24 protein-coding genes are annotated in these 23,747 nt (G+C 72.1%); 11 read left to right on the forward strand and 13 right to left on the reverse strand.

Translation table 11 applies throughout. The features are described 5' to 3' along the window. Positions 1-3 precede the first annotated feature (3 nt). Positions 4-1,845 carry a septum formation family protein gene (locus ACGFYN_RS21885; protein WP_393867511.1) on the forward strand — a complete coding sequence of 614 codons (1,842 nt, stop codon included), beginning with the start codon at positions 4-6 and terminating at the stop codon, positions 1,843-1,845. Between the two features lie 13 nt (positions 1,846-1,858). Beyond that, entirely contained in the window at positions 1,859-2,032 is a 174-nt protein-coding gene (locus ACGFYN_RS21890) for a hypothetical protein (RefSeq protein ID WP_384262231.1), read from the forward strand. Between the two features lie 3 nt (positions 2,033-2,035). Here ACGFYN_RS21890 and ACGFYN_RS21895 read toward each other — a convergent pair whose 3' ends face one another. From ACGFYN_RS21895 to ACGFYN_RS21910, 4 genes are read right to left on the reverse strand one after another with little or no spacing between them, the layout of a single operon-like run. Next, positions 2,036-3,286 (reverse strand): sensor histidine kinase, encoded by a 1,251-nt coding sequence (locus ACGFYN_RS21895; RefSeq protein WP_393867512.1) that lies wholly within the window; start codon positions 3,284-3,286, stop codon positions 2,036-2,038. Beyond that, positions 3,283-4,995 carry a cation acetate symporter gene (locus ACGFYN_RS21900; RefSeq protein WP_393867513.1) on the reverse strand — a complete coding sequence of 571 codons (1,713 nt, stop codon included), beginning with the start codon at positions 4,993-4,995 and terminating at the stop codon, positions 3,283-3,285. The genes ACGFYN_RS21895 and ACGFYN_RS21900 overlap by 4 nt, the downstream gene beginning before the upstream one ends. A 12-nt stretch (positions 4,996-5,007) precedes the next feature. Continuing rightward, a complete protein-coding gene (locus ACGFYN_RS21905) occupies positions 5,008-5,370 on the reverse strand; it encodes a hypothetical protein (RefSeq protein WP_393867514.1) in 363 nt (120 codons plus the stop codon). A 2-nt stretch (positions 5,371-5,372) separates the two neighbouring features. Next, positions 5,373-6,122 carry a LytR/AlgR family response regulator transcription factor gene (locus tag ACGFYN_RS21910; RefSeq protein ID WP_393867515.1) on the reverse strand — a complete coding sequence of 250 codons (750 nt, stop codon included), beginning with the start codon at positions 6,120-6,122 and terminating at the stop codon, positions 5,373-5,375. Between the two features lie 77 nt (positions 6,123-6,199). On the opposite strand from ACGFYN_RS21910, the gene ACGFYN_RS21915 reads away from it, so the two are divergent. The 6 genes from ACGFYN_RS21915 (at position 6,200) to ACGFYN_RS21940 (ending at position 13,805) form a co-directional block, all read left to right on the forward strand. Next, positions 6,200-6,697 (forward strand): Lrp/AsnC family transcriptional regulator, encoded by a 498-nt coding sequence (locus tag ACGFYN_RS21915; protein ID WP_393867516.1) that lies wholly within the window; start codon positions 6,200-6,202, stop codon positions 6,695-6,697. A 152-nt stretch (positions 6,698-6,849) separates the two neighbouring features. After that, entirely contained in the window at positions 6,850-7,674 is an 825-nt protein-coding gene (gene ddaH, locus ACGFYN_RS21920) for a dimethylargininase (RefSeq protein WP_393867517.1), read from the forward strand. After that, positions 7,671-8,891 carry an ornithine--oxo-acid transaminase gene (gene rocD, locus ACGFYN_RS21925; RefSeq protein ID WP_393867518.1) on the forward strand — a complete coding sequence of 407 codons (1,221 nt, stop codon included), beginning with the start codon at positions 7,671-7,673 and terminating at the stop codon, positions 8,889-8,891. Before ddaH ends, rocD begins: the two co-directional genes overlap by 4 nt. A gap of 126 nt (positions 8,892-9,017) precedes the next feature. Continuing rightward, complete coding sequence (locus ACGFYN_RS21930; RefSeq protein ID WP_393867519.1) at positions 9,018-11,513, forward strand: SpoIIE family protein phosphatase; 2,496 nt, start codon at positions 9,018-9,020, stop codon at positions 11,511-11,513. A 66-nt stretch (positions 11,514-11,579) separates the two neighbouring features. Then, positions 11,580-12,809 carry a PP2C family protein-serine/threonine phosphatase gene (locus ACGFYN_RS21935; RefSeq protein ID WP_393867520.1) on the forward strand — a complete coding sequence of 410 codons (1,230 nt, stop codon included), beginning with the start codon at positions 11,580-11,582 and terminating at the stop codon, positions 12,807-12,809. 264 nt (positions 12,810-13,073) lie between these two features. Continuing rightward, positions 13,074-13,805: a lysophospholipid acyltransferase family protein gene (locus ACGFYN_RS21940; RefSeq protein ID WP_393867521.1), complete on the forward strand. Its 732-nt coding sequence runs from the start codon at positions 13,074-13,076 to the stop codon at positions 13,803-13,805. A 74-nt stretch (positions 13,806-13,879) separates the two neighbouring features. On the opposite strand, the gene ACGFYN_RS21945 is transcribed toward ACGFYN_RS21940, so the two are convergent. The 8 genes from ACGFYN_RS21945 to ACGFYN_RS21980 all read right to left on the reverse strand — a co-directional run bounded on the left by ACGFYN_RS21945 (position 13,880) and on the right by ACGFYN_RS21980 (position 20,958). Continuing rightward, a complete protein-coding gene (locus ACGFYN_RS21945) occupies positions 13,880-15,475 on the reverse strand; it encodes an alpha/beta hydrolase (RefSeq protein WP_393867522.1) in 1,596 nt (531 codons plus the stop codon). A gap of 139 nt (positions 15,476-15,614) precedes the next feature. Beyond that, entirely contained in the window at positions 15,615-16,382 is a 768-nt protein-coding gene (locus ACGFYN_RS21950) for an urease accessory protein UreD (RefSeq protein ID WP_393867523.1), read from the reverse strand. Then, on the reverse strand, positions 16,370-17,053 hold the full coding sequence (gene ureG, locus ACGFYN_RS21955; protein WP_393867524.1) for an urease accessory protein UreG: 684 nt from the start codon (positions 17,051-17,053) through the stop codon (positions 16,370-16,372). The genes ACGFYN_RS21950 and ureG overlap by 13 nt, the downstream gene beginning before the upstream one ends. 118 nt (positions 17,054-17,171) lie before the next feature. Then, positions 17,172-17,846 carry an urease accessory protein UreF gene (locus ACGFYN_RS21960; protein ID WP_393867525.1) on the reverse strand — a complete coding sequence of 225 codons (675 nt, stop codon included), beginning with the start codon at positions 17,844-17,846 and terminating at the stop codon, positions 17,172-17,174. A gap of 24 nt (positions 17,847-17,870) precedes the next feature. Beyond that, entirely contained in the window at positions 17,871-19,592 is a 1,722-nt protein-coding gene (locus ACGFYN_RS21965) for an urease subunit alpha (protein ID WP_393867526.1), read from the reverse strand. Further along, positions 19,585-19,896 carry an urease subunit beta gene (locus ACGFYN_RS21970; protein WP_393867527.1) on the reverse strand — a complete coding sequence of 104 codons (312 nt, stop codon included), beginning with the start codon at positions 19,894-19,896 and terminating at the stop codon, positions 19,585-19,587. The genes ACGFYN_RS21965 and ACGFYN_RS21970 overlap by 8 nt, the downstream gene beginning before the upstream one ends. Before the next feature lie 9 nt (positions 19,897-19,905). Next, on the reverse strand, positions 19,906-20,208 hold the full coding sequence (locus ACGFYN_RS21975) for an urease subunit gamma (RefSeq protein ID WP_362435657.1): 303 nt from the start codon (positions 20,206-20,208) through the stop codon (positions 19,906-19,908). 111 nt (positions 20,209-20,319) lie between these two features. Beyond that, complete coding sequence (locus ACGFYN_RS21980; RefSeq protein ID WP_393867528.1) at positions 20,320-20,958, reverse strand: TetR/AcrR family transcriptional regulator; 639 nt, start codon at positions 20,956-20,958, stop codon at positions 20,320-20,322. Positions 20,959-21,064: 106 nt separating this feature from the next. Here ACGFYN_RS21980 and ACGFYN_RS21985 point away from each other — a divergent pair, with 106 nt between their 5' ends. Beyond that, complete coding sequence (locus ACGFYN_RS21985; protein WP_393867529.1) at positions 21,065-22,078, forward strand: ABC transporter permease; 1,014 nt, start codon at positions 21,065-21,067, stop codon at positions 22,076-22,078. Positions 22,079-22,202: 124 nt separating this feature from the next. On the opposite strand, the gene ACGFYN_RS21990 is transcribed toward ACGFYN_RS21985, so the two are convergent. Next, positions 22,203-22,481: a type II toxin-antitoxin system Phd/YefM family antitoxin gene (locus ACGFYN_RS21990; RefSeq protein ID WP_393867530.1), complete on the reverse strand. Its 279-nt coding sequence runs from the start codon at positions 22,479-22,481 to the stop codon at positions 22,203-22,205. Positions 22,482-22,599: 118 nt separating this feature from the next. Between ACGFYN_RS21990 and ACGFYN_RS21995 the strand changes: the two genes are divergently transcribed. Continuing rightward, positions 22,600-23,235: an ATP-dependent Clp protease proteolytic subunit gene (locus ACGFYN_RS21995; RefSeq protein ID WP_393867531.1), complete on the forward strand. Its 636-nt coding sequence runs from the start codon at positions 22,600-22,602 to the stop codon at positions 23,233-23,235. A 6-nt stretch (positions 23,236-23,241) separates the two neighbouring features. Further along, positions 23,242-23,550 carry a hypothetical protein gene (locus ACGFYN_RS22000; RefSeq protein ID WP_393867532.1) on the forward strand — a complete coding sequence of 103 codons (309 nt, stop codon included), beginning with the start codon at positions 23,242-23,244 and terminating at the stop codon, positions 23,548-23,550. Positions 23,551-23,747 lie beyond the last annotated feature (197 nt).

The raw sequence follows: 23,747 nt of genomic DNA on the forward strand, positions 1-23,747 counted from the left end.
CGGATGCATCCAGGATCACCGACGTCGGGAGTGGGCCGGGTCATCGCCGGCCGCTATCTGCTGCTGAACCGGCTCGGCAGCGGCGGCATGGGCCATGTGTGGCTCGCCCACGACCAGAGACTCGCCTGCGAGGTCGCGCTCAAGGAGATCGTCTTCCGGGACGCGGACCCGAGCGACGAGGAGCGGGAGGCCCGGGTCGCTCGCGCGCGGTCGGAGGCCCGGCACGCGGCGGGGCTGCGCGGCCATCCGCACGTGGTGACGGTGCACGACGTGCTGGAGCACGACGGGCTGCCGTGGATCGTGATGGAGCACGTCGCGGGCGCCGTCGACCTGAAGGAACTGGTCGCCTCCCGCGGCCCGCTCGCACCCGCGGAGTGCGCCCGCCTCGGGCTCGCCGTGCTCGACGCACTGACCGCCGGGCACCAGCGGGGCGTGATGCACCGGGACGTGAAGCCGGCCAACATCCTGCTGGCACCCAACCGCACGGGGGCGCCGTACGGCCGCATCCTGCTCACCGACTACGGCATCTCGTTGCAGCCGGACGCCGGCGAGACCCGGTACACCATGGCGTCCGTGCTGGTGGGCACCTCGGGCTATCTGGCGCCGGAGCGCGCCACGGGCGGGACGCCCACCCCGGCCGCCGACCTGTTCTCGCTGGGCTGCACGCTGTACTACGGCGTCGAGGGCCGCGGCCCCTTCGAGCGCGAGTCCAACCTCGCCGAGGTCACCGCGGTCGTCATGGAGGAACCCCGGCCGGCCGTGCGCGCCGGCGCGCTGGGCCCCGTACTGCTGAACCTGCTCGCCAAGGACCCGGGGCGGCGCCCGTCCGCGCCCGAGGCGGAGGCGGCGCTGTCGCAGATCGTGACACCGCAGGCCGACTCCTACGCCCGTACGCAGACCGACCTCGGCTCACAGCCGCCGTGGGCCCAGATGGCGCCCGCCCCTCCCCCGCCGGGCTCCGTCCCGGACGGCTTCGGACCGGTCGTCGTGCAGAGACAGGCTCCCGCGCATCGCCGCCGCGAACTGCCCCGGGCCCTGCGCGCCGCCCTCGCCGCGTCGCTCGGCCTGGCGCTCGCCCTGGGCGGGGTCTGGTACGCCATGGCCCACCAGGACACGGGCAAGGGCGGCGGGAAGGCGCTGCCGTACGGCAGCGCGGTCGGGCTCGCCAAGCCGCTCAAGGACGGGGACTGCGTGCTCGCGGACTGGCCGGACTCGGCCCGTTTCCGGGGCACGCCCCGGCTGCGCCTGGTCACCTCCTGCTCGGACGGGCCGCCGGACGGGCAGGTGATGGCCTTCGTCACGGCCGCGTCGGCGGACGAGGCGCGCAAGCAGGGTGCGGCCCGCTGCGAGGAACGGACGCAGGAGGTCCGGGAGCGGCTGGCGGACGTGCGCAGCGTCGCCGTCGTGCCGAGCGACGGCGGATTCGAGGCCTCGGGACGGCGCACCGCCTGTCTGGTGCTGGGCGCGCACGGGCCGGTGTACGGGCCGCTCGACGCCCACCGCAAGACCGGCTCCGCCTTCGCCGACACCGCGAACATGCAGCGGCGGGACTGTCTCGAGACCCGCACCAACCGCGACGCCCGCCTGGTGTCCTGCTCCGGCCCGCACGACGAGCAGGTGCTCGGTTTCACCCGGCTGGGCCAGGACGTCACGCTCGCCCGGGCCCGTACGGAGTCGGACTCGGCGTGCGCCGAGGACGTGCCGCCGCGCGACTACGGCTTCGACCCCTCGCTCTACACCTCGGGCTCCTGGACCAGCGCCGGGGCATGGAAGTCGGGCACTCATTTCGTCGTGTGCACCGTGCGGAAGCAGAACGGGGGCACCATGGAGGGGAACGAATCCTGAGGAGGGTGTTGCGATGCCCGGTTCCACGGACAGTTCCACGAAGACGATGGGGGCGCTCACCGTCGGCGGTCTCGTCGTCGTTACCGCCTACACGGTGGCGCTCGGCTCCAACGGCTGGCTGTGGTTCGGCTGGGTCGTGCTGGGCCTGCTCACCCTCGGAATGATCGCCACCCGCAGCAGCGCCTGAGGCTCACTCCCCGGGGAGATCCTCGGGGAGGTCCGCGGAGAGATCCTGGGTGACCCGCCCCGCGGGGTGCACGCCCGGCTGGTACTTGGGCAGCCGGGCGGTGATCTTCATGCCCGCGCCCACGGCGGTCTCGATGACGAGCCCGTAGTCGTCGCCGTAGACCTGGCGGAGCCGGTCGTCGACGTTGGACAGGCCGATGCCGCCCGAGGGACTGACCTCGCCCGCCAGGATGCGGCGCAGCAGGCCGGGGTCCATGCCCGCGCCGTCGTCCTCGATGACGACCAGGGCCTCCGCGCCCGTGTCCTGCGCGGTGATGCTGATACGGCTCCTGCCGGCGGGCAGCGCCTTGCCCTCCAGACCGTGCTTGACGGCGTTCTCGACGAGCGGCTGCAGGCACAGGAAGGGCAGCGTCACCGGCAGCACCTCGGGGGCGATCTGCAGGGTGACGGACAGGCGGTCGCCGAAGCGTGCCCGCACGAGCGCCAAGTAGTGGTCTATGGCGTGCAGTTCGTCGGCCAGGGTGGTGAAGTCGCCATGCCTGCGGAACGAGTAGCGGGTGAAGTCGGCGAACTCCAGGAGGAGTTCGCGGGCCCGTTCCGGGTCGGTGCGCACGAACGAGGCGATCACCGCCAGCGAGTTGAAGATGAAGTGCGGGGAGATCTGGGCGCGCAGTGCCCTGATCTCGGCCTCGATCAACCGGGTGCGGGACTGGTCCAGGTCCGCCAGCTCCAGCTGGACGGAGACCCAGCGGGCGACCTCCCCGGCCGCCCGCACCAGCACCGCGGACTCGCGGGGCGCGCAGGCGACGAGGGCGCCGTGCACACTGTCGTCGACGGTGAGCGGGGCGACGACCGCCCAGCGCACCGGGCAGTCCGGGGTGTCACAGCTCAGCCGGAACGCCTCGCCGCGGCCGGACTCCAGAGGTCCGGCCAGGCGCTCCATGATCTCGGAGCGGTGATGGCCGCCGACGCCGTCCCAGACCAGGACCCCCTTCTGGTCGGTGAGGCACAGCGCGTCCGTGCCGAGCAGGGTGCGCAGCCTGCGCGCGGACTTGCGCGCGGTCTCCTCCGTCAGGCCCGCCCGCAGCGGAGGCGCCGCGAGCGAGGCGGTGTGCAGGGTCTCGAAGGTGGCGTGCTCGACGGGGGTGCCCAGGCCCCCGAGGCTCTCCGAACGGGCCGTGCGCCGGCCGAGCCAGAACCCGGCGCCCAGCAGCGGCAGTACGGCCACGCACAGCCCGGCCAGGAACCCGCTCACGCCTTCACCTCCGCCCGCAGCTGCTCCGGCAGATGGAACCGCGCCAGAATCGCCTCCGTCCCGGTCGGCACCCGCCCCGGCGTGGCCAAAGACACCAGCACCATGGTGAGGAAGCCCAGCGGCACCGACCAGAGGGCGGGCCAGGCGAGCAGGGCGTGCAGCGGGCCCGTGCCCGGGAAGCCGGCCATGGTGGCGGCCACCGCCACGAACGCGCAGCCGCCGCCGATCAGCATCCCGGCGGCCGCCCCAGGCGGGGTCAGCCGGCGCCACCAGATGCCGAGGACGAGCAGCGGGCAGAAGGACGAGGCGGACACCGCGAAGGCGAGGCCGACCGCGTCGGCGACCGGCAGCCCGCCCACGATGACGCTGGCGGCGAGCGGCACGGCCATGGAGAGCAACGTGCCGAGCCTGAAGTGCCGTACGCCGCGCGTCGGCAGGACGTCCTGGGTGAGCACGCCCGCGACGGCCATGGTCAGCCCGGAGGCCGTGGACAGGAACGCGGCGAAGGCCCCGCCCGCCACCAGCGCGCCGAGCAGGTCGCCGCCGACGCCGCCGATCATCCGGTCGGGCAGCAGCAGCACGGCGGCGTCCGCGTCACCGGTGAGGGTGAGTTCGGGGGTGTAGAGCCTGCCGAGGGCTCCGTACACGGGCGGCAGCAGGTAGAAGGCGCCGATCAGGCCGAGCACGGCCACCGTGGTGCGGCGGGCGGCGACGCCGTGCGGGCTGGTGTAGAAGCGGACGACCACGTGCGGCAGCCCCATCGTGCCGAGGAAGGTCGCGAGGATCAGCCCGTACGTGGCGTACAGCGGGCGTTCCTCGCGGCTCGACTCCAGCGAGGTGGACATGCCGCCGCCGGTGCCGCGGTCCGCAGCCGGGACGGCGGCGCCCCTGGCGAAGGTCAGCCGGGTGCCGGCCGCGATGCGGTGCGTACCGGCGGGCAGTCGGACCCGCTCGTCGTCACGGCTACGGCCGTCGATGGTGCCGCTCGCCGTCACGGTCAGCGGGCCGCGCAGGGTCAGGTCGACGCTGTCGCCGACGCGGACGGTGCGCTGTTGGCGGAAGGTGGCCGGCTCCTCGAAGGCGTGGCGGGGCGCGCCGTCGCCCTGCCAGGCCAGGACGAGGAAGAGGACGGGGATCAGCAGCGCGGTCAGCTTGAGCCAGTACTGGAAGGCCTGCACGAAGGTGATGCTGCGCATGCCGCCGGCGGCGACGGTGGCGACCACGACGAACGCCACGATGATCCCGCCGAGCGACTGGGGCGCACCGGTCAGCACCGTCAACGTCAGCCCGGCGCCCTGGAGTTGAGGCAGCAGATACAGCCAGCCGACACCGACGACGAAAGCCCCGGCCAGTCGCCGCACCGGATAGGAGGCGAGCCGGGCCTCGGCGAAGTCGGGCAGCGTGTAGGCGCCGGAGCGGCGCAGCGGGGCGGCGACGAACAGCAGCAGCACCAGATAGCCGGCGGTGTAGCCGACCGGGTACCAGAGCATGTCGGGGCCCTGCACCAGGACCAGGCCCGCGATGCCCAGGAAGGAGGCGGCGGAGAGGTACTCGCCGCTGATGGCGGCCGCGTTGAGGCGGGGGCCGACGGTGCGCGAGGCGACGTAGAAGTCGGAGGTGGTGCGGGAGATGCGCAGGCCGAACGCGCCGACGAGGACGGTGGCCACGACGACGAGGGCGACGGCGGGGACGGCGTAGCTGGAGTTCATCGGCCCACCGCGTCACCGGTCTTCTACGAGGCGCACGAAGTCCCGTTCGTTGCGCTCGGCGCGCCGTACGTACCACAGGCCGAGCAGGACCAGCGGGGCGTAGAGGCAGAAGCCGAGGACCACCCATTCCAGGCGCCGGGCGTCCGGCATGGCGGCGAACACCAGCGGCAGCGGGCCGATCAGCAGCACGAGGAACGCGAACACCGCGAGCGCGGCGCGCAGTTGACTGCGCATCAGGGAGCGGACGTAGGTGTGACCGAGGGTGGTCTGCTCGTCGATCTCGGTGCGCGGGCGGTAGTAGCCGAAGGCCCGCCGGGCGCGGCGGGGCGGGCCGGTGACGACGACGCGCCGCTCGACGGGGTCCTGGCCGGGCACGGCTACGGCCTCCTCATCAGCAGGTCCCGCAGCTCGCGGGTGTGGCGGCGGCTGACCTGGAGCTCCTCGCCGCCGACCAGGACACTCACCGTGCCCGCGTCCAGGCGCAGTTCGCCGACGTGGCGCAGGGCGACCAGGTGGCGGCGGTGGATGCGCACGAAGCCTCGCGAGCGCCAGCGGTCCTCCAGGGTGGACAGCGGGATGCGGACGAGATGGCTGCCCTTGTCGGTGTGCAGGCGGGCGTAGTCGCCCTGGGCCTCCACATGGGTGATGTCGTCGACGGACACGAAGCGGGTCACGCCGCCGAGTTCGACGGGGATGTGGTCGGGGTCGGGCTCGTGCACGGGGATGCGCGGGGCGGCACCGTTGAGTTCGGCGGCCCGGCGCACGGCCTCCGCGAGGCGTTCCTTGCGGACGGGCTTGAGGACGTAGTCGACGGCCTTGAGGTCGAAGGCCTGCACGGCGAAGTCCTCGTGGGCGGTGACGAACACGACCAGCGGCGGCTTCGCGAACCCGGTCAGCAGCCGGGCGAGGTCGAGCCCGTCGAGGCCGGGCATGTGGATGTCGAGGAAGACGACGTCGATCGCCTCGGGACCGCCCGGCCCGGACTGCAGCGCGCGGTTGATGCGGCGCAGTGCCTCGGTCGCGTCGCCCGCGCCCTCCACGCTGCCGATGCGCGGGTCCGCGTTCAGCAGATAGAGCAGTTCCTCCAGAGAGGGGCGTTCGTCGTCGACGGCGAGGGCGCGCAGCATGAACCCGGAGTCTAGGAGGAATCCGCACGCCTGGACATGTGCCGGGCGTGCACGTATCTGCTGGATACAGTGCCGACATGAACAGCAGGCCCGCGCCGTTCGACGAGCTCGATCGGAAGATCATCACCGCGCTGATGGCCAACGCCAGGACGAGCTTCGCCGAGATCGGCGCTCTCGTCGGGCTGTCGTCCACGGCCGTCAAACGTCGTGTCGACCGGCTGCGCGACACGGGCGTGATCACCGGCTTCACGGCCACGGTGGAGCCGTCCGCGCTGGGCTGGCGCACGGAGGCGTACGTCGAGGTGTACTGCGAGGGCGCGGCCCCGCCGCGGCGGCTCGCGGAGGTGGTGCGCAACCACCCGGAGATCACGGCAGCGATGACGGTGACCGGCGGCGCGGACGCGCTGCTGCATGTGCGGGCGCGGGACGTGGAGCACTTCGAGGAGGTGCTGGAGCGCATCCGCACCGAGCCGTTCATCCGCAAGACGATCAGCGTGATGGTGCTGTCCCACCTGCTCCCGGAGAGCCCCGAGGCGGGCGCCACCCAGCCCGCGCCCGAGCCGCCGCCCGCCTAGCCGTCCGGTTACGCAGCAGCGCTGCGTGAGACCGGTCAAAGACGCAGCATTCCTGCGCAGACACGCAATTCTTGTTCCTTGTCGCCCGTCTCCGTCACTTCCTACCTTGGTGTCAACCCTCAGTGACGCTCAGGAAGCGGAGGAACCCCTCTGTGTCCGACTCCCGTGTGCCGCGCCTACGGCGCTTCCTCGTCTGCGAGCCCAGACACTTCGCCGTGCAGTACGCGATCAACCCCTGGATGCATCCCGACGCCCAGCCGGACGTCGACCTGGCCCGTGCGCAGTGGCAGGCGCTGATCGGCGCCTACCGGTCCCACGGCCACACGGTCGACAGTCTGGAGCCCGCCCCCGGCCTCCCGGACATGGTCTTCGCCGCGAACTCCGCGGTCGTCGTGGACGGCCGCGTCTTCGGCTCCCTCTTCCACGCGCCCGAGCGGCGCCCGGAGTCCACGCACTACGACACGTGGTTCAAGACGGCCGGCTTCGCCGTCCACCGCCCCGAGTCCGTCTGCGAGGGCGAGGGCGACCTGGTGTGGACGGGGCGCTACGTCCTGGCCGGCACCGGATTCCGTACGACCCGCGAGGCGCACCGCGAGGTGCAGGAGTTCTTCGGCCACCCGGTGATCAGCCTGACCCTGGTGGACCCGCGCTTCTACCACCTGGACACGGCGCTGTTCGTGCTGGACGACTCCACCGAGGGCAACAACGTCGCGTACTACCCGGAGGCGTTCTCGCCGGGCAGCCGCGAGGTGCTGGCGCGGCTGTATCCGAACGCCGTGCTGGCCACCCTCGACGACGCGCTGGCCTTCGGCCTGAACTCCGTGTCCGACGGCCGCAACGTCTTCATCGCGCCCCAGGCCGAGGCGCTCACCTCATCGCTCGCCGACCGCGGCTACGTCCCCGTGCCCGTCGACCTGTCCGAGTTCCGCAAGGCAGGCGGCGGCATCAAGTGCTGCACCCAGGAGATCCGTTCATGACCGCTCCCGTGACCATGCGTTCGTCCGCCGCCCTGATCCGCGCCGAGGAGCCGGTCCTGGCCCACAACTACCACCCGCTGCCCGTCGTGGTGGCCCGTGCGGAGGGCACCTGGGTCGAGGACGTCGAGGGCCGCCGCTACCTCGACATGCTGGCCGGCTACTCGGCGCTCAACTTCGGCCACCGCCACCCGGAGCTGATCGAGGCGGCCCACCGCCAGCTGGACCGGCTCACGCTCACCTCGCGCGCCTTCCACAACGACAAGCTGGCCGAGTTCGCCGAGCGGCTGGCCGCGCTGACCGGCCTGGACATGGTGCTGCCGATGAACACCGGCGCCGAGGCGGTCGAGTCCGGCATCAAGGTCGCCCGCAAGTGGGCCTACGAGGTCAAGGGCGTCCCCGCCGATCAGGCGACGATCGTGGTCGCCGCGGACAACTTCCACGGCCGTACGACGACCATCGTCAGCTTCTCCACGGACGAGACGGCACGGGCGGGCTTCGGCCCCTTCACGCCGGGCTTCCGGATCGTGCCGTACAACGACCTGGCGGCGCTGGAGGCGGCGGTCGACGAGACGACGGCCGCCGTGCTCATCGAGCCCATCCAGGGCGAGGCGGGCGTCGTCATCCCGGACGAGGGCTATCTGACCGGCGTGCGCGAGCTGACCCGCCGCAAGAACTGCCTGTTCATCGCGGACGAGATCCAGTCGGGACTCGGCCGTACGGGCCGCACCCTCGCCGTCGAGCACGAGGGCGTCGTCCCCGACGTCCTGCTGCTGGGCAAGGCTCTCGGCGGCGGCATCGTGCCGGTCTCCGCGGTCCTCGGCCGCCGGGACGTGCTCGGTGTGCTGCGCCCGGGCGAGCACGGCTCGACGTTCGGCGGCAACCCGCTGGCCGCCGCGGTCGGCACGGCGGTGGTCGAGCTGCTGGAGACCGGCGAGTTCCAGCGCCGGGCGGCCGAGCTGGGCGTGGTGCTGCGCGGCGGCCTCGCCGCCCTCGTCGGCAAGGGCGTCACCGGCTTCCGCGCGCGGGGCCTGTGGGCGGGCGTCGACGTCGACCCGGCCATCGGCACCGGGCGCGAGATCAGTGAGCGGCTGATGCGCGAGGGGGTTCTGGTCAAGGACACCCACGGCTCGACGATCCGGCTGGCGCCGCCGCTGACGATCACGGCCCAGGAGCTGGAGTCGGCGCTGGGAGCGCTGGAGCGGGTGCTGGTGGCGTGACCCCTGGGGGGCGGCCGGGCGCCGCCCCCCAGCACTTGTCTCTCGTCGATGCCACCCCGAGATGCCCGAAGGGTGAAGATTGGGGCAAGTGGTGGTAGACCACTCTCAGCGACAGAGAGGTCGGCCGTGGGCACACAAGAGGAGCAGGACATCGCCCGGCAGCGGTTCGACGTGGCCGATGCCGTGCCCTTGTTGCTCGACGCACAGGGCGTGGTGATCAGCTGGACCCGCGACGCCCAGCGGCTGCTGCAGTACACGCCGGCCGAGGTGGTGGGGACCAGGGTGACCGCTCTGCTGGCGGCCGAGGACGCCGCGCGCCTGCCGGAGCTGGCCGAGCGCTGCCGCGACGACGACGGCTGGGCGGGGCTGCTGACCGCGCGGCGCAAGAGCGGTCAGCCGCTCCGGGTCATGGTGCGGGTCACCCCGGCCGCGGACCCGGGGGGCGCCACTCGGTGGCTCGCCCTCATCTCCGACGTGGCCGGGGCGCCGGGCTGGGACATGAGCCGCCCGGTGCTGGAGCAGATGGTCACGGGCTCACCGGTCGGCATAGCGATCGTGGACACGACCCTGCGGTGCGTGTGGTCGAACGCGGCGCTCGAGCAGTTCGGCGGCGGATCCGCCCGGGACCGGCTCGGGCGGCGGATGGCGGAGATCCAGCCCGGTCTGAACGCGGAGGGCATCGAGGACCGGATGCGGCACGTACTGCGGACCGGTGAGCCGGTCTTCGGCTACGAGCTGGTGGGCCATGTGCGGGCGGCTCCGCACCGGGAGACGGCGCACATGCTGTCCTTCGCCCGGCTCGACGACGAGCAGGGCCACCCGATGGGTGTGTACTACACGGTCGTCGACGTCACCGAGCGGCACCGCGCCCGGCAGCGCCTGGCCCTGCTCGACCGGGCCGGTGAGCGCATCGGCCGCACCCTCGACGTCGTACGGACCGCGCAGGAACTGGCCGACGTGGCCGTGCCGGAGTGCGCCGACTTCGTCTCCGTGGACCTGCTGGAGTCGGTGCTGCGGGGCGCGGAGCTGACGCCGGGGCCGCTGAGCGTCTCGGACCGCGTGCCGCTGCGCCGCGCCGGGCACCAGTCGGTGAACCCGGGCGTGCCCGAGGCCGTCGTCCAGATCGGCGAGGTGGCGCGCTATCTCTCGGGGTCGCCGCCGATCCGCTGTCTGAGCATGGGCAGCTCCTGGCTCGAGGAGCGCCTCGACCCGCTCGCCACGGCGTGGGCCGCCGGTCCGGCCGACGAGCAGGCGTCGACCTTCCTGGAGCTCGGCCTGCACTCCGTGATGATCGTGCCGATCCGGGCGCGGGGCGTCACGCTGGGCGTCACGACGTTCTTCCGGCGCCGGCGGCAGGAGCCGTTCGACGCGGACGACCTGAGCCTGGCCGAGGATCTCGTCTCGCGGGCGGCGGTCTGCGTGGACAACGCCCGCCGCTACACCCGCGAACGCGATGCCGCCCTGGTCCTCCAGCGCAGCCTGCTGCCGCGCCGGCTGCCCGAGCAGAACGCGGTGGAGGTGGCCGCCTGCTACCGGCCGGCCGACGAGCTGACCGGCCTCGGCGGCGACTGGTACGACCTCATCCCGCTGTCCGGCGCGCGTGTCGCCCTGGTCGTGGGCGAGGTCCCGGGCCACGGCATCGACGCCGCCGCGGCCATGGGCCGCCTGCGCACCGCCGTACGCACCCTCGCGGCCCTGGACCTGCCGCCGGAGGAGGTCCTCGCGCACCTCGACGACCTGGTGGCGCGCACCGCCCGCGAGGAGGGCGTCGCACCGGACGCGCCGGAGGGCGCCGGCATCGAGGTCGCCGGGTCCGGCTGCGTCTACGTCGTCTACGACCCCGTCGACGGGCAGTGCACGATGGCCGCAGCCGGCCATCCCGCGCCCGCCGTCGTGCTGCCCGACGGCACCGTCACCTTCGTCGACCTCCCGCAGGGCTCTCCGCTCGGCGCCGGCGGCCCGCCCTTCGAGGCGGTAGAACTGGCCCTGGCGGAGGGCAGCACGCTCGCCCTGCACACCGACGGGCTGCTGGCCCGCGAGGACCGCGACTGGGCCGTGGACGCGGACCGTGAGCGGTTGCGCCAGGTCCTGGAGTCCCCCACGCGCGGACGGCGGCGCGCGGGGGAGCCCCCGTCCCCGGCGCTGGACCTGCGTTGCCGGGCCGTGGTGGACGCGCTGGTCCCGGCCCGCCCGCACGACGACGTGGCCCTGCTGATGGCCCACACCCGGCTGCTCGGCGTCGACCAGGTCGCCGACTGGGATCTGCCCGCCGACCCGGCCATCGTCGCCGACGCCCGCAAGGAGGCCGCCCGGCAGCTGGCCGAATGGGACCTGGACGACCTGGCCTTCACCACGGAGCTGGTGGTCAGCGAGCTGGTCACCAACGCCATCCGGTACGCCTCCGGACCCATCCGGCTCCGCCTGATCAGGGACGCGTCCCTGATCTGCGAGGTCTCCGACGGCGGCGCCACCGCACCGCATCTGCGCCACCCGCGTGCCACGGACGAGGGCGGCCGCGGGCTGCTCCTCGTCGCCCAGTTCACCCAGCGCTGGGGCACCCGCTTCGTGCCCGAGGGCAAGGTCATCTGGGCGGAGCAGTCCCTGGAGGATCCTCCGGACTGACGGACGAGCGGCGCAAATGGCGCAGGACGCGAGAAAATAGCGTGAACCCGGCGGTGAGGCGGTGCCATGGACGAAGAGGCGATCGACTACGCGGCGGTGTTCCAGTGCCTGCCGGGAATGGTGGCGCTGCTGACGCCCGGGCTGGTCTACGCGGACGCCAACGCGGAGTTCCTGCGGATGGCGGGGCGCACCCGCGAGCAGGTGGTGGGCCGCTATCTGTTCGACGTCTTCCCGGACAACCCGAACGACTCGGGAGCGTCCGGCATGCGCAACCTGGCGGCCTCGCTGAAGCGGGTGCTGGAGACCGGCGAGCGCGACGCCATGGCCCTGCAGCGCTACGACGTCGAGGACCCGAACCGGCCCGGGGAGTGGGACAAGCGGTACTGGAGCCCGGTCAATGCCCCCGTGTGCGACCGGGACGGCGACGTGGTGCTGCTCGTGCACCGCGTCGAGGAGGTCACCGAGCTGATCAAGGCGCGGGGCGGCCCGACCGGCAGCCGGTCCCGGGTCCTCGAGGCCGAGCTGTACTCCCGCGCACGCGAGCTGCAGGAGCTCAACGAGCGGCTGCGGCAGGCCCACGCCCGCGAGCGGGAGGTGGCCCTCGCGCTCCAGGAGGCGATGCTGCCCGCCCGCCTGCAGGTCGGCCACCACCAGGCCGCCGTGCGCTACCGGCCCGCCGTCGGCGCGCTCAACGTCTGCGGCGACTGGTACGACGTCGTCGACCTGGTGGGCGGCAACCGCATCGGTGTGGCGGTGGGCGACGTGGTGGGGCACGGCCTCCCCGCCGCCGGGGTCATGGGCCAGCTGCGCAGCGCGCTGAGCGCCGCCTCCCGTGTCGCCATGGGGCCGGCCGAGGCACTGAACGTCCTGGGCCGGTACGCGCACGTGGTCGACGGCGCGGAGTCCGCCACCGCCGTCACGACATTCATCGACTTCGACGAGCACACCGTCACCTACAGCAGCGCCGGGCACCCGCCGCCGGTCCTGGTCCACGCCGACGGGCGCATCGAGTTCCTCGACCAGGCCACCGACCCGCCGCTCGACGCCAGCGTCGACCCCATACCCCGCCCCCAGGCCCGCATCCGCTACGACGAGGGCTCAATCCTCGTCCTCTACACCGACGGCCTGATCGAACGCCGACGCGAGGACATCGACACCGGCCTGGACCGCCTCGCCGACGCCCTCTTCCACCACCGTACCGAGGACCCCGAGACGCTCGCGGAATCCGTGCTCCTGGAGCTGCTGCCGCCGGGGGGCGCCACCGACGACACCGCCCTGGTCATCGTCCGGCTGTGAGCGAGCAGAGGGATCCGCGTAGACACAAGAGCCGTGCGTACGCCAGCAGTTGAGCGTGATCGCGCCATGATGCGGCTTCGGGTTGCCGTCTACCGGCAGGTAACTGGAGGCTGGTGCGGCAGTTGTCCCCACGCGCGTGCGACGCGGCGTCCGCCGTGTTCCGGCGAACTGCGCCCGCACATACACTGGCAACCCCACGACACGCCGGTTGACCTGCTGGAACGAGGCGGCCCAGGCGACCCGCCGGAGTGAGGAGCGACCCCTTTGTTCTACTACGTACTGAAATACGTGTTGTTGGGACCACTGCTGAGACTGTTCTTCCGGCCCCGAATCGAAGGTCTGGACAACGTGCCGGCGGACGGCGCGGCCATCGTCGCCGGCAACCACCTCTCGTTCTCCGACCACTTCCTGATGCCGGCCATGCTCAAGCGCCGCATCACCTTCCTCGCGAAGAAGGAGTACTTCACGGGTCCCGGCATCAAGGGCCGGCTGACCGCGGCCTTCTTCCGCAGCGCCGGGCAGATCCCGGTCGACCGCACCGGCAAGGAGGCGGGCCAGGCCGCGATCCGCGAGGGCCTCGGCGTGCTGAGCAAGGGCGAGTTGCTCGGCATCTACCCGGAGGGCACCCGCTCGCACGACGGCCGTCTCTACAAGGGCAAGGTCGGCGTCGCGGTGATGGCGCTGCGGGCCCAGGTCCCGGTTGTCCCCTGCGCGATGATCGGCACCTTCGAGGCCCAGCCGCCCGGCAAGGTCATCCCGAACATCCACCCCGTGGTCATCCGCTTCGGCAAGCCCCTGGACTTCTCCCGCTACGCCGGCATGGAGAACGAGAAGGCGGTCCTGCGGGCCATCACCGACGAGATCATGTACGCCATCCTGACCCTGTCCGAGCAGGAGTACGTCGACCAGTACGCGGCGGTGGCGAAGGCGGAGCAGGCCGCGGCGGACAAGAGCGCCGAGAAGGAGCGCCGCTTCCCGCGGATGCCGCTGGGATAAAGCCAGTTGAGCGCGAGCACGGATGAGGGGCGGCCGGAGATCTCCGGCCGCCCCTCACGTCGTACGGGTGCCGGTTACGGCTTGGGCGTGGCGTGCGGGGTGCAGGTCACGTCCGCGGCGTCCAGCTTGCCGCTCACCAGGTAGGCGTCCACCTTCTGGTTGATGCACGGGTTGACCAGGCCGGTCACACCGTGCGAGCCCGCGTCCTTCTCGGTGATCAGGCGGGAGCCCTTGAAGCGGTGGTGCAGTTCGACGGCGCCGTCGTACGGAGTGGCGGCGTCACGCGTGGACTGCACGATCAGGACCTGCGGCAGGCCCTTGCCCGTCTTGACGTTCACCGGGTTCTGCTGCTTGACCGGCCAGGTGGCGCACGGCAGGTTCAGCCAGGCGTTGGCCCAGGTCATGAACGGGTAGTTCTTGTTGAGCGCGGTGTTGTCGCGGTCCCACTTCTGCCAGCTGGTGGGCCACTTGGCGTCCGTGCACTCGACCGCCGTGTAGACCGCGTTGCCGTTCTCCGCGGAGATGTTCCCCGCGGTGTCGGACATGTCCGGAGCGGCCGCGTCGATCAGCGCCTGGGTGTCGCCGGCGACATATTTGCTGAACACCGTCGCGACCGGCACCCACGAGGAGTCGTAGTACGGAGCGCTCTGGAAGAAGCCGATGAGCTCGGCCGGGCCGACGACCCCGCCGATCGGGCCCTTCTTGGCGGTGGCGCGCAGTTCGAGCCACTTCGCCTGGACCGCGGCCCGCGTGGTGCCGAGGTGGAAGGCGGCGTCGTTGGCGGCGACCCAGTCCTCCCAGTCCTTCCAGCGGCCCTCGAAGGCGACGTCCTGGTCCAGGTTGGCCTGGTACCAGATCTTCTCCCGCGACGGGTTGACCACGCTGTCCACGATCATCCGGCGCAGATGGCCGGGGAACATGGTGCCGTAGACGGCGCCGATGTAGGTGCCGTAGGAGACGCCCAGGTAGTTGAGCTTCTTCTCACCGAGCGCGGCACGGATCACGTCCAGGTCGCGCACGGTGTTCGGCGTGGTCATCTGCGAGAGCATCGCCTTGCCGGAGCGCTCGGCGCAGCCGTCGGCGTACTCGCGGGCCAGCTTGCGCTGGGCCAGCTTGTCCGCCTCGCTGTCCGGCACCGGGTCCATCTTGGGCGCCTTCACGAACTCCTGCGGATCGATGCAGGAGATGGGCGCGGAGTGGCCGACGCCGCGCGGGTCGAAGCCCACGAAGTCGTACGCCTTGGCCACGTTCGCCCACACCGGGTTCCTGGTGGTGACCCGGGTCGGGAAGCGCAGTCCGGAACCGCCCGGCCCGCCCGGGTTGTAGACGAGCGAGCCCTGCCGCTCGCCCTTCGTCCCGGTGTTGCCGATGCGGTCGACGGCGAGCTTGATCTTCTTGCCGTACGGCTTGGCGTAGTCCACCGGCACGCTCACCCAGCCGCACTGGATGGGCTTGGCCAGGCCCCAGTCGGCCGGGCAGTCCGCCCAGTCGATACCGGTCTTGGCCGCCTGCTGGGCGGCGATGGCGGCACCGCGGGCCTCGCGGTCCTGCCCACCCCTCGAGCCCGCGTTCGCGCTGGCACTGGGCGCCGCGACGGCGCCGGCTATGAGCGTGGCGGTGACGAGCGCTCCGGCCGAGCCGAGCGCGGTCACCCGCCTGTTCGATCTCATTCGCCTCAAGTTTGACCCTCCCCATGCGTCAAGTTGGCGGTAGAGGGATCCTGTCGGCTGTGAACTGTCTGAGAACAGGGGGCGTTTACGTTCTTTACCAATCCGATAAACGGAGAAGGCCGTCCCGCTCAGCGGAACGTCACCGAAGAGCGGCCAGCGCGTCGTCCAGCACCCGCCGCAGCCGCAGGCCGTCGGCGGCCACCGCACCGACCAGCGCGGCCGGACCGGCGAGCGGCATGAGCACCGCACCCTCGCCCAGCACCCTGGCCGCGACCGGTTCCGCCCCGAACTCCGGCCGTACGACCACGAGTTGCCCGACCGCCGGATGGCCGCCCAGCACGGCGGGACCGTCCCAGCCGCCCGGCGCCCCGGGCCCGCAGGCCAGCTCCTGGTCGAGCACGGTCCGTCCCTCGACGCACACGGTAAGACGGCTGGTGAGCCGCCCGGGTTCCTCCCCGGCCCGCCCGAGTACCTGCTCCTCCCGCAGCACGAGCCGGGCCCCGGCAGCAAGCTCGGCCCTGGTGCTGACGTAGAGATCACTTCCCCGCGCGGAGATCAGTTGCTCGGGCAGCCACTCCAACTCGCCCCCGCCGTCGACCCGGAGCCGCACCTCGTACCGCGCCGCCCCTTTGGACTGCCCCGGAAGCGCGATGGTGGCGGCGGCCGACCCGACCCGCAGCCGCGCCCCGCCCGCCACCTCCGCGCGCACCGCGAACTCGTCCCCGCCGAGCGGCCCGCTCATCGCCCCGACGAGCACGACCCGGGCCTCCTCGGCGCTCCCCCGCGTCCGCCGCAGGGCGAGCGGCCCGTCCCCCTCCAGCACGGGCAGGGCCGTACCGCCCCGGCCGTCCGGGCGGGCGACGATCCGGGCGGCGGCCCGCACCCCGCTCACGTTCACGCCCTCCACGCGGCGAGCTGCCCCCGCACCCAGCCGGCGACGTCCCGCACACCGGCCTCACCGCGCAACGACTGGAAGACGACGGGCAGTTCGGCCCGTTGCGCCTTTGCGTCGGCCGCCATCCGCTCCAGGTCGGATCCGACGTGCGGCGCGAGGTCGGTCTTGTTGACGACGAGCAGATCGGCCGTGGTCACCCCGGGCCCGCCCTTGCGCGGAATGTCGTCACCCCCCGCGACGTCGATCACGAAGATCTGGGCGTCGACCAGCCCCTTGGAGAAGGTCGCCGTGAGATTGTCCCCGCCGGACTCGACCAGAATCAGGTCCAACGGCCCGACCTCGTCCTCCAGATCCTCCACGGCCTCCAGATTCGCGGAGATGTCGTCCCGGATCGCGGTGTGCGGACAGGCTCCCGTCTCCACGGCGGTGATCCGCTCAGGTGGCAACACGGCCTCCCTCAGCAGGAATTCGGCGTCCTCGCGTGTGTAGATGTCGTTGGTGACGACGGCGAGGGAGATCTCGTCCCGCAGAACCCGGCAGAGCGCGGCCACGGTCGCGGTCTTCCCGGACCCGACGGGTCCCCCGAGCCCGATCCGCAGCGCACGACGCGACCCGTCGGACCGGCGAGCGTCGGCACTGAGGGCGGAGGGACCGGCGTGGGTGTGAGTGTGGTCGAAATGCATGAGAAACGGCTCCAGCAATTCAGCCCGTCCGGCGTCTGGGGACGAGGCCCTTCGGGCCGAACGGGGGTCTGGGGGCAGAGCCCCCAAGGTCAGGACGGCAAGGGGCGGGGGCGAACCCCTACGAGGCGAACAACCGAACCCCCCAAGCAGCATGCAGCTCTGCGGAAATCTCCAGCAGCGGAGCAGAACCCGCCGGCAGCACGTCAACTCCCTCGTCGACAGCCCCGCGCGCAGCCTCCACCGCCCGGTCCGCCACCCGGTCCACCTCAGGTGCCAATCGGGCCGACACCCCGGTCGCATCGAAGGGATCAAGACTCAGCAACCGAACGACCGCACTCGCCGGCCCGCTCACGCACTCGTACGCCGCGCAGTAGGCCGCGTCCAGCGCCCCCAGCCCGGCCGCCCGAGCCACCGCCCCCAACACCACCGGCTGATGGGCCCCCTTGGGGAACTCCCGCGCCACCGCGTCGAGTTCCTCCGACGGCCAGATCGCCCGACCAGCCCGTATCAACTGCCGCCCCAGCTTCCGCGCAGCGACACGCAACGCGGGCGACGGCGTCCGCGCATCGGCGGCCGCGTCCAACTCCCGCACGTCCACACCGAGTACGCCCGCGGCAGCCAGCGACGCGGCGACCAGCCCCGCCGTGTGCAGCCGCCCCCGGCAGAACTCCTCCAGGCTCGCTCTCCCGGTGATCCGCCCGGCCTTCACCGCCGCCTCGGCCCCACCGGAGTGCGCATGCCCCCCGGCGGGAAACCGCCCGTCGGCCAGAACCAGCAACGCGGCCCTCGACATCACACCACCTTGGATTCACGCGCCTCAGAACAGGAAGTACCGCTGGGCCATGGGCAGTTCGGCCGCGGGCGTCGCCTCCACCAGTTCCCCGTCGATGTGCACGGCGAAGCTGTCGGGATCGACCCGCACCCGCGGCCGCGCGTCGTTCTCGCGCATGTCCGCCTTGGTCACCCCGCGCGTCGACTCGATCGCGACGAACCGCTTGCCCAGCGAGAGCCGCTCGGCGAGCCCGTCCTCGATCGCGAGCGGCGCCACGAAGTTCACCGAGTTCGAGGCGGGCGCCCGCCCGATCGCCCCGTACATCGGCCGCGGCAGCACCGGCTGCGGCGTCGGGATCGAGGCGTTGGCGTCGCCCATCTGCGCGTAGGCGATCTGCCCACCCTTGAGGACGAGATGCGGCTTGACGCCGAAGAACGCCGGTTCCCACAGCACGAGGTCGGCGAGCTTGCCGGTCTCCACCGACCCGATCTCCCGGGCGAGGCCCTGCGCGAGCGCGGGGTTGATCGTGTACTTCGCGACGTACCGCCGCACCCGCCGGTTGTCCGCCCGCCCGTCACCCGGCAGCGCCCCCCGTCGCCGCTTCATCACGTGCGCCGTCTGCCAGGTGCGCAGGACGACTTCACCGACCCGTCCCATGGCCTGGGAGTCGGAGGAGAGGATCGAGATGGCGCCCAGGTCGTGCAGTATGTCCTCCGCGCCGATGGTGGACGGCCGGATCCGCGACTCGGCGAAGGCGAGGTCCTCCGGCACCGCCGGGTTGAGGTGGTGGCACACCATCAGCATGTCGAGGTGTTCTTCGGCGGTGTTGACGGTGAACGGCCGCGTCGGGTTCGTCGAACTCGGCAGCACGTGCGGCTCGGAGACGACGGTCATGATGTCCGGCGCGTGCCCGCCGCCCGCGCCCTCGGTGTGGTACGCGTGGATGCCGCGCCCCGCGATCGCGGCGAGCGTGTCGCCCACGAAACCGGCCTCGTTGAGCGTGTCCGTGTGGATGGCGACCTGGATGCCGGTCTGCTCGGCGACGGTCAGCGAGGCGTCGATGACGGCCGGGGTCGAGCCCCAGTCCTCGTGCAGCTTCAGGCCCAGGGCGCCGCCGCGGATCTGCGACAGCATCGCCTCGTGCGAGACGGTGTTGCCCTTGCCGAGGAAGCCGATGTTGAGCGGGTACTGCTCCATCGCCTCCAGCATCCGCGCCAGGTGCCAGGGACCGGGCGTCACCGTGGTCGCCTTCGAGCCCTCGGCGGGGCCGGTGCCACCGCCCACCAGCGTCGTGATGCCGGCGGACAGCGCCTCGTCGGCGATCTGCGGGCAGATGAAGTGGACGTGCGCGTCGATGGCACCGGCGGTCAGGATCCGCCCGTTGCCGGCGATGACCTCCGTCTCGGGGCCGATCACCAGATCCGGGTGGACGCCGTCCATGGTGTCGGGGTTGCCGGCCTTGCCGATGCCGGTGATCCGGCCGTCGCGCAGCCCGACGTCGGCCTTGACGATCCCCCAGTGGTCGACGATCACCGCACCCGTGATGACCGTGTCCGGGGTGCCGTCCGCACGCGTGGCCCGCGACTGGCCCATGGACTCGCGGATGACCTTGCCGCCGCCGAACACCGCCTCGTCACCGGCGAGTCCGGGCCCGCCGGACCGGTCCTCCTCGATCTCGATGAGCAGGTCGGTGTCGGCGAGCCGGATCCGGTCGCCGGTGGTGGGCCCGAACAGGTCGGCGTAGGCGCCGCGCGAGATCTCAGGCATCGAGGGCACCTCCGGTCTCCCCGCGCAGCCCGGGCACCACGCGGGCACCGGTGAGCGGGACGAGTTCCACCTCGACGGGGATGCCGGGCTCGAACCGCACGGCCGTACCGGCGGCGACGTTGAGCCGCAGGCCGCGCGCGGCGGCACGGTCGAATTCCAGACCGGGGTTGGCCTCGGCGAAGTGGTAGTGGGAGCCGACCTGGACGGGCCGGTCGGCGGCGTTGAGGACGGTGAGCCGGGTGACCTCGCGGCCCTCGTTGTAGACGACGGGCTCGTCCGCGAACAGGATCTCGCCGGGAATCATCGCGGCACCTCAGACGATCGGGTCGTGGACGGTGACGAGCTTGGTGCCGTCGGGGAAGGTCGCCTCCACCTGGACGTCGTGGATCATCTCGGCGATGCCCTCCATGACGTCGTCGCGGGTGAGCAACTTGCGCCCCGAGGCCATGAGTTCGGCGACCGTACGGCCGTCACGTGCGCCTTCGAGGATGTGCGAGGTGATGAGCGCGACCGCTTCGGGGTGGTTGAGCTTCAGCCCACGGGCCCGGCGCTTCTCGGCGACGTCCGCCGCGACATGGATCAGCAGCCTCTCTTGCTCGTGCGGGGTCAGTTGCACGTCCCACCTCACAGTCCTCGCCCGGACCGTGCGGGGTCCGGTTGCCGCAGCCACGGGGCAAAGTCCCTGATGGCGTGGACGGGAGGCTAGTTGGACCGGGTTTCGGCCACGTTAACCGGACTGTGATCCGGCGCGTCGGTCCTGCACGCTCATCAGCCCCTGGAGGCCGTCCCGCAGGACCTCGACCGGCGCGGGGCCGAACAGGGCCTGCTGTGCGAGGAATCCCATCGCCGAGGCCATCATGGTGCGCGCCACGTGGTCCGGGGCCACGTCCGGCCGCATCATTCCGGCGTCCTGGTACGCCTCGACGATCCGCGCCCAGGTCCGCTGCACCACGCCGTAGCCCTCGCGCAGGATCGTCGCGAGCTCGTCGTTGCGCAGTGTCTCCGTCCACACCTGGACGATCAGCCGCGGGAACGCCGGCCTGCCGTCCACGGTCACGGACTCCTTCGTGGCGAGCACGCGGCTGAGCACCGAGGCCACGAGGATGTCCGGCGACGGGGGCGGGGTGCTGCGGGCCCCCTCCTCGAAGCCCTCGTGAACCTGGTCGAGCACCTCGCCGACGATCGCGGCGATGAGCGCGTCCTTGCCGCTGAAGTACCGGTACACGGCCCCGGCCGACAGGTCGACCTCCTTCAGCACGTCCTGCATGGACGTGGCATGGAAGCCGTTGCGCGCGAAGCACACGGCGGCGCCGTCGAGGATCTGCCGGCGGCGGGCGTCGAGGTGTTCCTGGGATACGCGGGCCATGGCTCTCAATGTAAAACGAACATTCCTTCTTGACAAGCCCGCGCATCGGCAGGACGGTGGTGACACAGCTAAAACGAACGATCCTTCTTTTTACCGAGAGGAATTCATGTCCCCCGCATCCGCTACCCCCGCCAGGGCACACACCCGCCGCCTGATCGCGGTCGCCGTGCTAGTCCCCGTCCTCGCCGCGCTCGCCCTGTGGGCCTTCGCCTGGCCGGCCGCCCGCACCGCACCGCGCGACCTGCCGCTCGGCGTCGCCGGACCCACCGCAGCCACCGCGCAGCTGGAGCAGCAACTGACGCGGCACAAGGGCGCCTTCGAGATCCACCACTACGCCGACGAGGCCGCCGCCCGGGACGCGATCGAGGACCGGACCGTATACGGCGCGGTGGTCGTGACCGCCCAGGGCCCGGAGCTGCTGACCGCGTCCGCCGCCGGCCCGGTGGTGGCACAGCTGCTCCAGCAGGCGGTGGCGCAGCAGGCGTCCGCCACCGGCGCGCAGGTGCGGACCGTCGACGTCGTGGCCGCCCCGGCGAAGGACCCCCGCGGCGCCGCCATGACCTCGAGCGTGCTGCCGCTCGCCCTGGCCGGGATCGCGGCCGGCTCGGTGGTGACCCTGCTCGGGCTGAGCGGCGTGCGCGCCGTGGCCGCATTGGTGGGGTCCGCGGCCCTGACCGGCATGGCCGCGGCCGGCATCGCGCACAGCTGGCTCGGGGTGCTCACGGGTGACTGGTGGACGGAGGCTGGCGTGCTGGGCCTCGCGACCCTGGCCGTGAGCGCCGCGATCGCCGGGCTCGCCGCGCTCCTCGGCACCGCCGGCATCGGGGTCGGCGGGGGCGTGGTGATGCTGCTCGGCAACCCGTTCTCCGGCGCCTCCTCGGCCCCGCAGATGCTGCCCGAACCGGTCGGCACCATCGGCCAGTGGCTGCCGCCGGGCGCCGGCGCGACCCTGCTGCGCTCGGTGTCGTTCTTCGACGGCGCCGCCGCGACCGGCCCCACCCTGACGCTCACCTGGTGGGCCGCGCTCGGCCTGGGCGCCGTGCTGCTCGGCAACGCGCTGAGGGGGCGGGCGAAGTCCGCCGCACCGGCCGCCGAGCGGGAGCTCGCGCCCATCGGCTGACCGCACGGAACGGCCCCGCACGGCCGACCGTGCACCCCCGCTGTAGCGGACGGGGGTGCACGGTCTTTCCGTCGCTTGGGCGGGCTGCCCGCTCCCGGGAGCGGGTACCCGTCGAGGGGCGCCGCTACGAGGGGTTCGGCCCCCGGTGCTCCGCCGCGATGCCGAACCGCTGCCGTTCGCGCGGAGCGGAACCGACCTCGCGCACCCGGGAGACCGCGCTGATCACCTGATCCTCGGCGGGCTGGTCGAGCGCGGCGAGTCGCTCCAGGTCGGCGGCGGAGACCAGGGCGACGAGGGGCTTTCCGTGGCGCGTCACGACGACCCGCTCATTGCCGTACACCACCCGGTTGATCAGGTCGGCGAGCTCAGCCCTGGCTTGCGTCACCGGAATCTCGTAGGCCATACACCCATCATAACGTCATGTACGTCCTGTACATTTTTTACAGAGACAGCTCCGCGAGACACCGCTCAGCGAGAGACCGCTCAGCGAGAGACCGCTCTGCCGCGAGGAGGGGTATGCCATGACCCGACCGTCCGCCCGCTACGTCCTGCCCGAGTTCACCGAGCGCACCAGCGCCGGGCAGAAGACGATGGATCCGTACTCGAAGCTGCTGGAGGAGCGGATCGTCTTCCTCGGCACGCAGATCGACGACACGTCGGCGAACGACGTGATGGCGCAGTTCATGCACCTCGAGTACCAGGACCCGGACCGGGACATCTCGCTGTACATCAACTCCCCCGGCGGCTCCTTCACGGCCATGTCGGCGATCTACGACACCATGCAGTTCGTCGGCTGCGAGGTGGAGACGATCTGCATGGGCCAGGCGGGTTCGTCGGCGGCGGTGCTGCTGGCGGCCGGCACACCGGGCAAGCGGCTCGCCCTGCCGGGCGCACGTGTGGTGATCCATCAGCCGGCGCTGTACGAACCGGTGCAGGGCCAGGCCAGCGATCTCGCCATCCAGGCGGACGAGATGCTGCGGACCCGGGCCCGGCTCGAGGAGATGCTGGTCCGGCACACCGGGCGCAGCCATGAGCAGGTGAGCGCCGACATCGAGCGCGACCACATCCTGGACGCCCAAGGGGCGCTGGAGTACGGGCTGGTGGACCGCATCGTCACCAGCCGCAACGCCACCCTCGCGCCGCCCACCGGGCGGTGAGCGCCGGTGCTCCCACCCGAACTGCCTCCGCTGCCCGCCCTCACGCGCGCCGAGGGGGAGTTGATCGACCGTTACCTCGACGCGGTCGACCTGCTCGGTCGCATCAACCCGGCGTACGACCAGGACACCTACCGCGGGCTGCGGGCCGCGCAGGCGCTGGTGGGCAAGGCGGTCGAGCTGCGCGACGCCCTGGCGCTGATGCACCAGCGCGGCGAGACCGAACTGCACGCGCCGACGCTGGGGCGCGCACTGCGGGTCCTTGACGGAGAGCGGCGCAGCGCCCGGGTCACCGTGCCCCCGCACCCCGACAGTTGACGCGGCCTCGGACGGTCCGGAGACCCCGCTCCGGCGGCGAGGTGTCCGGACCCGCCCTTAAACGGACCAAATGAGGTACCGCCTTTTGGCGTAGACGGACCTCCAATTTTTCGACGGTTCCAGTTGCGCAACACGCGTGGACTCAGGGCGGAATGGAGCAGTCCGGTGCTGGTCCGGGGCTCGTCCGGGTCCTCAAC

The organism is Streptomyces sp. NPDC048419 (assembly GCF_043200415.1).
Taxonomy (GTDB): domain Bacteria; phylum Actinomycetota; class Actinomycetes; order Streptomycetales; family Streptomycetaceae; genus Streptomyces.

Excerpts from the sequence above, each read along its gene's own strand:
- ACGFYN_RS21885 (WP_393867511.1), top strand. The coding sequence starts at position 4 with ATGCATCCAGGATCACCGACGTCGGGAGTGGGCCGGGTCATCGCCGGC.
- ACGFYN_RS21890 (WP_384262231.1), top strand. The coding sequence starts at position 1,859 with ATGCCCGGTTCCACGGACAGTTCCACGAAGACGATGGGGGCGCTCACC.
- ACGFYN_RS21900 (WP_393867513.1), bottom strand. The coding sequence starts at position 4,995 with ATGAACTCCAGCTACGCCGTCCCCGCCGTCGCCCTCGTCGTCGTGGCC.
- ACGFYN_RS21910 (WP_393867515.1), bottom strand. The coding sequence starts at position 6,122 with ATGCTGCGCGCCCTCGCCGTCGACGACGAACGCCCCTCTCTGGAGGAA.
- ACGFYN_RS21915 (WP_393867516.1), top strand. The coding sequence starts at position 6,200 with ATGAACAGCAGGCCCGCGCCGTTCGACGAGCTCGATCGGAAGATCATC.
- rocD (WP_393867518.1), top strand. The coding sequence starts at position 7,671 with ATGACCGCTCCCGTGACCATGCGTTCGTCCGCCGCCCTGATCCGCGCC.
- ACGFYN_RS21935 (WP_393867520.1), top strand. The coding sequence starts at position 11,580 with ATGGACGAAGAGGCGATCGACTACGCGGCGGTGTTCCAGTGCCTGCCG.
- ACGFYN_RS21945 (WP_393867522.1), bottom strand. The coding sequence starts at position 15,475 with ATGAGATCGAACAGGCGGGTGACCGCGCTCGGCTCGGCCGGAGCGCTC.
- ureG (WP_393867524.1), bottom strand. The coding sequence starts at position 17,053 with ATGCATTTCGACCACACTCACACCCACGCCGGTCCCTCCGCCCTCAGT.
- ACGFYN_RS21960 (WP_393867525.1), bottom strand. The coding sequence starts at position 17,846 with ATGTCGAGGGCCGCGTTGCTGGTTCTGGCCGACGGGCGGTTTCCCGCC.
- ACGFYN_RS21965 (WP_393867526.1), bottom strand. The coding sequence starts at position 19,592 with ATGCCTGAGATCTCGCGCGGCGCCTACGCCGACCTGTTCGGGCCCACC.
- ACGFYN_RS21970 (WP_393867527.1), bottom strand. The coding sequence starts at position 19,896 with ATGATTCCCGGCGAGATCCTGTTCGCGGACGAGCCCGTCGTCTACAAC.
- ACGFYN_RS21980 (WP_393867528.1), bottom strand. The coding sequence starts at position 20,958 with ATGGCCCGCGTATCCCAGGAACACCTCGACGCCCGCCGCCGGCAGATC.
- ACGFYN_RS21985 (WP_393867529.1), top strand. The coding sequence starts at position 21,065 with ATGTCCCCCGCATCCGCTACCCCCGCCAGGGCACACACCCGCCGCCTG.
- ACGFYN_RS21990 (WP_393867530.1), bottom strand. The coding sequence starts at position 22,481 with ATGGCCTACGAGATTCCGGTGACGCAAGCCAGGGCTGAGCTCGCCGAC.
- ACGFYN_RS21995 (WP_393867531.1), top strand. The coding sequence starts at position 22,600 with ATGACCCGACCGTCCGCCCGCTACGTCCTGCCCGAGTTCACCGAGCGC.